Origin of the sequence: Bacillus sp. FJAT-29790 (assembly GCF_019039215.1) — a bacterium.
In the GTDB taxonomy this organism is placed as follows: domain Bacteria; phylum Bacillota; class Bacilli; order Bacillales; family Cytobacillaceae; genus Cytobacillus.
In genome coordinates, this window is sequence record NZ_JAHNZZ010000004.1 from 1 (window position 1) to 497 (window position 497).

The 497-nt window shown below is 49.1% G+C and carries 3 tRNA genes; all 3 read left to right on the top strand.

What is annotated here, in order from left to right:
* Nucleotides 1–2: 2 nt before the first annotated feature.
* The 3 genes from BGM26_RS18710 (at nucleotide 3) to BGM26_RS18720 (ending at nucleotide 495) form a co-directional block, all read left to right on the top strand.
* Nucleotides 3–77: transfer RNA gene (locus tag BGM26_RS18710), tRNA-Glu, on the top strand.
* 91 nt (nucleotides 78–168) lie between these two features.
* A tRNA-Ser gene (locus BGM26_RS18715) sits at nucleotides 169–261 on the top strand.
* A gap of 160 nt (nucleotides 262–421) precedes the next feature.
* Nucleotides 422–495, top strand: a tRNA-Met gene (locus tag BGM26_RS18720).
* Nucleotides 496–497 lie beyond the last annotated feature (2 nt).

The window sequence follows — 497 nt, forward strand, 5'->3', positions numbered from 1 at the left end:
TTGGCCCGTTGGTCAAGCGGTTAAGACACCGCCCTTTCACGGCGGTAACACGGGTTCGAATCCCGTACGGGTCACCAATTTAGAGTATTAGCTCTGCTAGCTAATGCGTATAGGTCATACCTGTCTGGTCGTAGTTTAGTGTTCTACAATTTCAATTGCTTATTATTCGGAGGAATACCCAAGTCTGGCTGAAGGGATCGGTCTTGAAAACCGACAGGCGGGTCAAACCGCGCGGGGGTTCGAATCCCTCTTCCTCCTCCATTTATCTTTTAAATATTATTATCGCGGGGTGGAGCACGATCGAATACGCTTCGAAGAATCATCTTCAGCGCACCGATAGCTGCTGCTTGAATAGACATCCTGAAATCGGGGCGGTCTTACGCATAATAAGAGCATGGAAAAACTTTATCATTACTATTATCGCGGGGTGGAGCAGCACGGTAGCTCGTCGGGCTCATAACCCGAAGGTCACAGGTTCAAATCCTGTCCCCGCAATC